Origin of the sequence: Coleofasciculus sp. (assembly GCF_046539235.1) — a bacterium.
In the GTDB taxonomy this organism is placed as follows: Bacteria; Cyanobacteriota; Cyanobacteriia; order Cyanobacteriales; family Coleofasciculaceae; genus Coleofasciculus.
In genome coordinates, this window is sequence record NZ_JBKHHI010000280.1 from 1 (window position 1) to 8,890 (window position 8,890).

General features: G+C 44.8%; 10 protein-coding genes. 6 read left to right on the top strand and 4 right to left on the bottom strand.

All coding sequences use genetic code 11. The features are described from left to right. The coding region (locus ACLFWI_RS21075; protein WP_446414544.1) for an RNA-guided endonuclease InsQ/TnpB family protein at window positions 1-884 on the top strand (884 nt) is incomplete at its 5' end. Here the strand turns inward: ACLFWI_RS21075 and ACLFWI_RS21080 are convergent. After that, on the bottom strand, window positions 793-1,434 hold the full coding sequence (locus ACLFWI_RS21080; protein WP_446414545.1) for a hypothetical protein: 642 nt from the start codon (window positions 1,432-1,434) through the stop codon (window positions 793-795). The genes ACLFWI_RS21075 and ACLFWI_RS21080 overlap by 92 nt on opposite strands. A 257-nt stretch (window positions 1,435-1,691) precedes the next feature. Here ACLFWI_RS21080 and ACLFWI_RS21085 point away from each other — a divergent pair, with 257 nt between their 5' ends. Continuing rightward, window positions 1,692-2,288, top strand: a complete 597-nt coding sequence (locus tag ACLFWI_RS21085) for a Uma2 family endonuclease (protein WP_446414546.1) — start codon at window positions 1,692-1,694, stop codon at window positions 2,286-2,288. A 67-nt stretch (window positions 2,289-2,355) separates the two neighbouring features. On the opposite strand, the gene ACLFWI_RS21090 is transcribed toward ACLFWI_RS21085, so the two are convergent. After that, window positions 2,356-3,219, bottom strand: coding sequence for a Uma2 family endonuclease (locus tag ACLFWI_RS21090; RefSeq protein WP_446414547.1), 864 nt, complete (start codon window positions 3,217-3,219; stop codon window positions 2,356-2,358). A 405-nt stretch (window positions 3,220-3,624) separates the two neighbouring features. On the opposite strand from ACLFWI_RS21090, the gene ndhN reads away from it, so the two are divergent. The 3 genes from ndhN to ACLFWI_RS21105 all read left to right on the top strand — a co-directional run bounded on the left by ndhN (window position 3,625) and on the right by ACLFWI_RS21105 (window position 5,519). After that, the gene (gene ndhN, locus ACLFWI_RS21095; protein WP_446414548.1) at window positions 3,625-4,107 is read left to right on the top strand and encodes an NAD(P)H-quinone oxidoreductase subunit N; all 483 of its coding nucleotides are present in this window, start codon (window positions 3,625-3,627) and stop codon (window positions 4,105-4,107) included. Between the two features lie 108 nt (window positions 4,108-4,215). After that, window positions 4,216-4,821 carry a vWA domain-containing protein gene (locus ACLFWI_RS21100; protein WP_446414549.1) on the top strand — a complete coding sequence of 202 codons (606 nt, stop codon included), beginning with the start codon at window positions 4,216-4,218 and terminating at the stop codon, window positions 4,819-4,821. A gap of 245 nt (window positions 4,822-5,066) precedes the next feature. After that, entirely contained in the window at window positions 5,067-5,519 is a 453-nt protein-coding gene (locus ACLFWI_RS21105; RefSeq protein WP_446414550.1) for a salt stress protein, Slr1339 family, read from the top strand. A 34-nt stretch (window positions 5,520-5,553) separates the two neighbouring features. Here the strand turns inward: ACLFWI_RS21105 and ACLFWI_RS21110 are convergent, their stop codons facing one another. Continuing rightward, window positions 5,554-7,824, bottom strand: a complete 2,271-nt coding sequence (locus ACLFWI_RS21110) for a PAS domain S-box protein (RefSeq protein WP_446414551.1) — start codon at window positions 7,822-7,824, stop codon at window positions 5,554-5,556. A gap of 266 nt (window positions 7,825-8,090) precedes the next feature. Here ACLFWI_RS21110 and ACLFWI_RS21115 point away from each other — a divergent pair, with 266 nt between their 5' ends. Continuing rightward, on the top strand, window positions 8,091-8,273 hold the full coding sequence (locus ACLFWI_RS21115; protein ID WP_446369626.1) for a hypothetical protein: 183 nt from the start codon (window positions 8,091-8,093) through the stop codon (window positions 8,271-8,273). A gap of 398 nt (window positions 8,274-8,671) precedes the next feature. On the opposite strand, the gene ACLFWI_RS21120 is transcribed toward ACLFWI_RS21115, so the two are convergent. Next, the coding region (locus tag ACLFWI_RS21120; protein ID WP_446414552.1) for a hypothetical protein at window positions 8,672-8,890 on the bottom strand (219 nt) is incomplete at its 5' end.

Consider the following 8,890-nt stretch of genomic DNA (forward strand, 5'->3'; position numbering starts at 1 on the left):
AAGCACGGTTTTGTAGGAGAGGGTGGGAAGGCGACTTCCCACTCGACTCCACCAATCTATCAGAGAATCGTGATTCAATCACGTTTACTGATGGGTTTAAAGCTGGGACGTTCAAGCTTTATGGAACTCGTGATTTAAACGACTATCAACTAACTCAGATAAAGCGAGTTAGAGTAGTACGTCGTGCCGATGGATACTACGCTCAGTTCTGCATTGACCATGACAGGACTGAAGATAGGACTCCAACAGGTCACAACGTAGGACTAGATGTTGGCTTAAACTATTTCTATACTGACTCGGATGGTCAAACAGTTGATAATCCTAGATTTCTAAGGAAATCGGAGAAACAACTGAAGTGCCTCCAAAAGCGAGTATCCAAGAAGTTCAAGAAAGGTCAACCACAATCTAATAACTACAAAAAGGCTAAACAGAAGTTAGCCAAGAAACATTTGAAAGTCAGTAGGCAGCGTAAAGACTTTGCGGTAAAGACTGCATTGTGCGTAGTCCGGTCTAACGACTTGGTAGCCTATGAAGACTTGCAAGTGCGGAATATGGTCAAAAATCATCACCTGGCTAAATCAATTAGTGATGCAGCTTGGTCTGAGTTTAGACGTTGGCTTGAGTATTTTGGCAAAGTATTTGGTGTAGCAACGGTTGCTGTTAAACCTCACTACACTACACAATGTTGTTCTGATTGCGGTTGTTTCGTAAACAAATCGCTTTCAACGCGAACACACAAATGTAAGTGCGGGTTCGTGTTAGACCGCGATTGGAATGCCGCAATAAATATACTCAAGGAAGCACTTCGTACTGTAGGGCATACAGGAACGTTCCTCCGAATACTGGATAAACGCTTCGGGACAACTCGCCCTCTTTTGTATTGATGAGAATCAATACTCTAAGGTGGTTGGATGAGCGAAGAATCCCCCGCGCTTCTAGCCGGGGGAGTGTCAAATAATAATCTTCCAGAGAAACACTCAAGATTGGGCGATGTCGAGCAATTAACAAATCCTCTGGTCCTCGAATTATCTTATGCTGAGCTTGTTGGCGACTCAATAGCTGATATATGTGTGATAACAAAATTTTGTTTTCTTGTAAGCAGGAGTGCCTCTCTCCAATTACTATTTCCCGAACTTTATTTGTTAGTTCAATGGGAACACTAGACACACTGGGAACTGTTCCATCTCCAGTGTTCAGAGGTAAACCCATATCAGGAGCAGGACTTTCATCACACAGAAGTTTTTCCTGACACCAGGTAGCGGATTGTAGAGTGGGTTGTCCTATCCCAACAACAGGAATAATCTCGTATCTGTTCTTTAAATAATCGGCATCTGTCTCGTGTTGCTCAACAGCCGCTTCAATCTCTCGGTGAAAAGCCAGAGCTTCTTGAGCATTTTTTTGATCGATATAAGGCAGCCCTGCTAGTTCTGGCACTCGATAACTAGCCCCATTAGCATAAATGGTTGATTGTTTTATGGTAAAAACCTTGCCCTTTCTTGAAGAAGTATCAGATGCAGCTATTAAAAGTGACTGTTAGGCTTGGGTTGGAGATGCCAAATTTTTGAGGATTACTCGCTCCAGAGTATGGACAATCTACTAAACTGTCACTATTATCCAAGTGCAGGAGTATCGTGGATTGGTACTCATGCAGGGCTTAAGTGTATGATCATGATTTCGAGCAGGCGATCGCGATGACATTAGCAACCAAGCGACTAACCTTTGCAGAATACCTGACCTATTCAGATGGGACGAATACCCGTTATGAGTTGGTGAACGGGGAATTAGTAGCAATGAGCATTGGTACTGGGCAACATGGAGAAATCATTGACTTTCTCTATCGGCAAATCGACGCCGCGATTAGGCGTACCGGACACGACTGGATTGTTAGACCTGTAGCAATTGGTGTGCGATCGCCTCGTGCTGGCAAGTGGGATACGTCTCGCATTCCCGATTTGACCATTATTCCTACCCAGCAGTGGCGTGAGTTAAGAAACCGTGAGGCGGTGATTGAACTTCACGAACCCCCTCCGATTTTAGTGGTAGAAGTGGTTAGCGAATCGACCAAGATTACCGATTATCGTGCCAAGCGGGTTGAATACAATGTTTTAAACATTCCCGAATATTGGGTGATTGACCCACTGGAATCAAAAGTAACAATTTTTACCCTGATTGAGGAACTGTACGAAGGAGCCGAGTTTGCGGGTACTGAGCCGATTGTTTCCGGTACATTTCCAGAGTTGACGCTGACAGCCGAACAGATTTTTCAGGCGGGGGAGATTGGTTCTTAGCTTGTCTGATTCAAAGGAGTAAAAAACTTTGGCTCTTCCGTACCGTAATCGCTGCGGACATTATCTTTTAGCCCTGATCCTGGAAAAAGGTATCGGGGTCAATACCTGATTCTCGCAGTCGCTCAATCAAAGCATCTAATCGAGCTTGTGCAGCTTCGGCTCGCTGTCTTTCTTGTTCGGCTCGCTGTCTTTCCCGTTCAGCTTCTGTGAGAATCCAGTTTCCTTGAGCATCATACCAACGCAACCAGAGGCGATTAATCCCTTGAAACTCTCCCTGCCATAATCCTAAACCTAAGCCTAACTCACTCATCCATACTCGCCCATCTTGTACCTCTAACTCTTGATAATGCGCTCCATTCAGTTTAAACGCCCGTAGTTGATTGGTGTAACGACTAAATACGACATAGTAAGGAATATGTAAAATCTGCTCGTAAACCTGCCATTTTCGCGGTGGTTTATCTTCAGTGGTAAGTTGAATGTCTTGCCCATTTCCGCCAACTTGTTCAGGTTCCGAGTCTGACGCTGGGATTACCTGTTCTCCTAAGTCTTCCTTCTCGGTTCCAGGTGAGAGCAATTCCACAACCACAAACGGATTGACGCCCTCCTGCCAAACCACATAAGATAGGCGCATATCCACATCATCATACAGTCGCGGCACACCGACAACCCCAAACCAATCTGGGCGCTTGTACCACAGAGGATGACGCACATCATAGTAAAGGTTTAAGTCGCTGGCATAAAAGATCTGTGCAAGGGGATAGTGGGGAGGGCAAAATGTCAAGCTCAATAATTGTGCTTGCCAATCATGGAATTCGTCAGGCAAACCCGGTTCCTCTGGATCTTCACTCGGAAGATCATACATCGTCGGTAGCGTTTCCCTCGGTGAACAAGGTGGATCAGTTTGAGGAACAGGATAGTTGAACGAAACCATGGACGGAAATTGTTAGGAAAACTGGCTCTATCTTAACAATCCCTACTTATGCATAAGGGCGGGTTTTGTTGTTGAGTTATTGGTAACAAGCTAGCGCTAGTTCCTAAACCCGCCCCTACAGTGGCTGGCGTTTGTCCCGCCAATTGACCCTTCAACTACGCTTAGGGCATGGTTTTTACTTCTTGCGATCGCTATTCAATACACCAACTGATACCAAATCCGGGGAACGCTACCCCCGTTATAACCCCGTCCGCGCAGGCGGCCTACCCTTCGGGAAGGCTTCGCATACATTTGTGTAGCAGCGATTTCAATCGCCTCCTCTTGCTAGATGTGCCATGAACCCTCTATCCCTATATAATTGGCTCATAAGAATTAACAAAACTTAAGGCGGAATCGGAGAAATAGATGGCACTGATCACCACCGGAAAGACGTTCATTCGGGATTTAGAACAGTCCGGCACATTGGCATTGTACGCTCCCTTAGAGGGAGGATTTGAAGGACGTTATCGGCGACGACTGCGGGCGGCGGGTTATACGACGATTTCCCTCTCAGCGAAAGGATTGGGCGATCCAGCCGCTTATCTGACAGGTGTTCATGGTGTTCGTCCGCCGCATTTGGGGAAGAAAACCATCGGTCAAAGTGCTGCTGTGGGTGAGGTTTACTTTGTCCCGCCTATCCTGACGTATCAATTGGAAACCCTATCGGCTAAGTCGAAAGGGATGGTACTGTGGCTGATTGAGGGCAGTAGTCTGTCGCGCCAAGAACTTGAATATTTCATCGCGTTGCCTAAGCAGGAGAAGCGGGTGAAAGTGGCGATTGAAATGGGAGGCGAGCGCTATTTCCGTTGGCAGCCGCTTCAGGAAACCTTATCTGAGTTGGTATCCTAACCCTGTAGAGACGTTGCATGCAACGTCTCTACATCTGTCGCTTGGTGATCGCCTATTGGTGGGTTTGATACCCTTGAGAAGGACTGTAGTAGATTTGGGGACTTTTTTATGCTGGAGAAACGAGACTATACCTTAATCATTGATAAAAGCGGCAGTATGTCCATCCGAGACCAGTATTCTGGGAAAAGCCGCTGGGATGTTATGCAAGAGTCTACTCTGGCTTTAGCGAATAAATGCGCAGAATTTGATCCTGATGGCATTACCATTTACCTATTTTCAGGTCGCTTCAGACGTTATGATGGCGTGACGGCTAACAAAGTCATGCAGGTATTCCAGGAAAATGAGCCATCAGGACGCACAGACTTGGCATCTGTATTGGACGATGCTCTCAATAACTATTTTCAGCGCAAAACTAGCGGTCAGACGAAGTTGAATGGTGAAACCCTACTGGTGGTTACGGATGGGGAACCCGATGACCGCAAAGCCGTGATGAAGGTGATTATCGAAGCGTCACGCCGAATTGATAAGGATGAAGAGCTAGCGATTTCTTTTATCCAAATTGGCAGTGATCCTCAAGCCACGAAGTTCCTCAAAATTCTGGATGATGAACTTGAAAGTGCGGGTGCGAAGTTTGACATTGTAGATACGGTCACGATTGAGGATATGGAAGACATGACCTTAACGGACGTGTTGCTCAATGCTGTAATCGATTAGACAACCAAGTGAGCGTGTGTTTGAGAACACAGGGGGTGCATTTACCTCATCTGTGAGTATTATGCTGTTTTGGTTTAGTATCAGATCCTTAGCGATCGCTCATAATAGGCGTCAAGGAATTCGGTGTCAGAGTCTGTATGGTCAAGCTGATTACAATAGAAGATATAAAGGACATGACCGTTGAGGATATGTCCTTAACTATAATCGTTGATAACAAAATCTCTCGTAACTGAGAGTCTCGTCTTATGGCAGAATCCCTTGATGACTTATTAAACCAAATTAAAGCCGAATATCAAGAAAAAGACCAGGGAAAACCCCCGGAGAAAAAACCTCTGTTGGATGAGGACGACTTGAAGTCGCCCCCAAGGAATTCGTCCACGTATCAACCCATTTCCTCATCCCCATCCTCGCGATCGCCTGTAGAAGATAGTATGCTATCAGAACTGAAGGCTGAGTTTGAGGAGCAAGAGCGCGAAGCCCAACGGAAACGACAGCAGCAACAGCAAGAGGAACAACTCAAGGCAAAACAGCGAGAACAGCGCAAACGGGACGCCCTGAAGCAACAAGCCCAAGAATGGTTAAATAATTTAAAGCCACATTCTGATGAAGGGCTTTGGTTTGAAGAGTTTGCTTATAGCTATTCTTCCAAACTGGAAGCCGCGATGGATTATCTGCAAGCGCTGCGGGAAACGCCGTGATTGTAGAGACGTTGCATGCAACGTCTCTACAATCTTAATTTAGAGGCGGGTGTATGGGTAGCTCAATGATAAATTCTGTTCCTTGACCGGGTTCAGAAGTATAGCTTAGCTGTCCGCCATGTTTTTCCACAATAATCGCATGGGCAATAGATAACCCTAAACCTGTGCCGACGCCCACAGGCTTAGTGGTAAAGAAAGGGTCTAATATGTGCTTTTGCAAGGTTTGGGGGATACCAATGCCATTGTCAGCAATACGAATGATTACATAAGCAGAATTTCTATTATTTTCGTCTGCTGTATTTCCTCTGATCTCTGCCTTGTTTCCGCTACCATGTATATCTTCAACTGGAGTAGATAGACAATGATTATCTGGAGTGATAACGCTAGTCCGAATAGTGATAGTTTGGTTTCCATCTAAGTGTTGATAATGTTTTTTCTTCTGTTCTAAGGCATCAATGGCATTATTGAGTAAATTCATAAACACCTGATTGAGCTGACTGGGATAACATTGAATTAGAGGAAGTTGACCATAGTCTTTGATAATCTGTATTTCTTTGGCAAAGACATTCTGTTTTAATCGATGCTGTAAAATAAGCAGAGTGCTATTAATCCCTTCATGAATATTGACAAACTTCTGTTCTGCTTCATCTAAACGCGAGAAGTTCCGTAAAGACAGAATAATTTCCCGGATACGTTCTGCTCCATCTTGCATGGAATTGAGAAGTTTAGGAAAATCTGCGCTTAAAAATTGGAGGTCAATTGCCTCAATCTTATGTTGGATTTCGGGTGCAGGTTCTGGATAGTATTTAGCATAGAGTTCAATTAAATGGAATAGGTCAAAGCCATAGTCACGAGCATAAGTAATATTGCCATATATAAAGCTGATCGGATTATTAATTTCATGGGCAATACCAGCCATCATCTGACCCAAACTGATCATTTTTTCATTTTGAATGAGTTGAGCTTGAGTGTTTTTCAGTTGGCGTAACACTTGCTTGAGTTTTTTGTTTTTGAGTTTTAATCGACTTTCCGACTGGCGCAAGGCTTCTCGGATTTGCTTCTGCTCACTAATATCACGACCTTCTGGAATCAGTAGCACAACTTGTCCGGTTTCATCAGTCACAGGTTTGAGGGAAAAATCAATCGTGATTACCCGTTCATCAGCGCCAATAACCTCCACTTCATACCGCACAAATTCACCTGTCGCCGCCGCCGCGATCGCATTTTTTAATTGGTTCTGGATTTCCGGCGAATGACTCCACCATTTCGTTTGCCAAAATGGACGCCCTGCTACGTCTTCACGCCGCAATCCGCCAAAATTTAACACGGTTTGATTGGCTTCTAAAACGGTACCATCGGGTTTAAGCAAACCAATAAATTGAAAGGTTGCATCAAAAATAGCCCGGAATCGCCGTTCACTTTCTCGCAATGCATTTTCCGCCTGTTGGCGTTGCGTGGATTCCTCATGGGTATCGCTAACATCAGTAATCATCCTCAACACGCCAACAAACTCACCCTGAGCGTTTAAAATAGGCGTAGCAGACACAATTGCCCATAATTCAGAGCCATCTTTACGGCGAAACTTAAACGGGTGGCGCTCGTGGATACCGTGACGACGACGCAAGATATAGGTTGAATAAAGAGGGCGACTTTCTGCATCCATGAAATCAAACAGCGATCGCCCGATCATTTCTTCGACGCGATAACCTAGCATTTCCGCCATGCGCGAATTGGCAAAAATGGTTTGGCTGTTCACATCAAACATCCAAACTCCCTCTGACGCCGTTTCCACCATGAGATGATAGAGTGCGTCAGATTCCTGAATAGTTTCTGACGGTTGCATCGTATGGTTAACGTGAAATTCGGGTTGACGCTGGCTAATGTCAAGGATAATTCCATCTAACCAGAGAAGTTGTCCAGTTTCGTCAAAAATTCCCTGTCCTTTGTCACAAATCCAAACAACAGATCCATCTGATCGCACAATCCGATACTCCAACCAATAAGGCTGTTGAGTAGTTAGCTGTTTTTCGAGAGCTTGTTCAATAATTGGTTTATCATCAGGATGAATAATACTAATTAAAGATCGTTCTCGATTCTTAATAAAATCACTAGCGGGATAACCGCAAATATCCTCGATGGCGGGAGTAATAAATCGGGTCGTCCACTGAGAATCCCCGGCGCGGCGATAAATCGCCCCAGGAATATTTGCTACCAGATCACTTAAACCTGCTGCATTTTGCTCTGATCCCTGGAGGTTAGGGTGATCGAGTTCGGTTAAATCGAGAAAGGTTGGTCGTTCTACCATGGTTGTTGCTAGACTTGAGGATATAATTCAACTCAACAAGAGTAATGAGCTAGGTGGACAGGATCGAGAATTTCTCTAAAAAAACTTCTTTTTTAGCACAAACACTTGATCATGATCAAGTTGTATTGAACTAGAGCGAATCTTTTTCCTAGTGCAGCTCGGCGGAAATAACTATCCAGTTAAAAAAGGTGCAATAGCTTACTGTATAAGCATTCTTCCTTTCTGATTCTTGCCTTCTTGCACTAGCAAGATATGGCTGATAAAAAATGCTAATGTTGTCGGTTGAATTAAGAAATATCGGCAGAGCCTTCTCGTTTCCCTTTGGTGTTCCCGCAGGGGAGAGTAACTCCACGGATCGGGTTAACTTAGAGATTGAGTGCAATCCTGATCGACGCCGACACGCTCCTAGCTGTGCTGTTGTCTTGGCTAAACCAACTTTTTCCCTGTAAGCACAACTGATTGTGTCTTTACCTGTTATCCTTCTCCCTCCAGTCTTAACCAACAATTTTCGGTCTTGTGGTGGCAGCTAAAAGGATTTGTTTATATTACTATTATGAAGGAGATTTAGCCACTCTTTCATCAGTTATTACTATTTTTGCAATAATTTAAATGTATGGGTACTCCAGGGTAGCCATAAATTAATACAGGTGTGCCACGCCAGTAGGGTGTGTTAGCGCAGCGTAACGCACCAATTATAGCCATAGCGGTTAAGACATATAGCAGTTTGCTCTGCTATGCGGTACATTGTCGATCCCCCTAAATCCCCCTTAAAAAGGGGGACTTTGATCTACTTAGTAGACTTTGTAGGGTGCGTTAGCGAAGCGTAACGCACCATTTAATTGTTACGTTACACCATTTTAATTGTTACGTTACACAACCCCTCTCCCCCAGCCCCTCTCCCACGCCGGGGAGAGGGGAGCAAGAGAATCCGGTTCCCCAACTCCGGTGCAACAAAAACGAAGTATCCTTTGTTTTCCCCCGTACCAAAAAATCCGGTTCCCCAACTCCGGTGCAAAAAAAGCGAAGCATCCTTTGTTTTCCCCCGTGCCAAAAAACCCGGTTCCCC

What these genes read in the sequence shown, in the direction of transcription:
- ACLFWI_RS21085 (WP_446414546.1), top strand. Translation starts at nt 1,692, where the DNA reads ATGACATTAGCAACCAAGCGACTAACCTTTGCAGAATACCTGACCTAT.
- ACLFWI_RS21090 (WP_446414547.1), bottom strand. Translation starts at nt 3,219, where the DNA reads ATGGTTTCGTTCAACTATCCTGTTCCTCAAACTGATCCACCTTGTTCA.
- ndhN (WP_446414548.1), top strand. Translation starts at nt 3,625, where the DNA reads ATGGCACTGATCACCACCGGAAAGACGTTCATTCGGGATTTAGAACAG.
- ACLFWI_RS21100 (WP_446414549.1), top strand. Translation starts at nt 4,216, where the DNA reads ATGCTGGAGAAACGAGACTATACCTTAATCATTGATAAAAGCGGCAGT.
- ACLFWI_RS21105 (WP_446414550.1), top strand. Translation starts at nt 5,067, where the DNA reads ATGGCAGAATCCCTTGATGACTTATTAAACCAAATTAAAGCCGAATAT.
- ACLFWI_RS21110 (WP_446414551.1), bottom strand. Translation starts at nt 7,824, where the DNA reads ATGGTAGAACGACCAACCTTTCTCGATTTAACCGAACTCGATCACCCT.
- ACLFWI_RS21115 (WP_446369626.1), top strand. Translation starts at nt 8,091, where the DNA reads ATGCTAATGTTGTCGGTTGAATTAAGAAATATCGGCAGAGCCTTCTCG.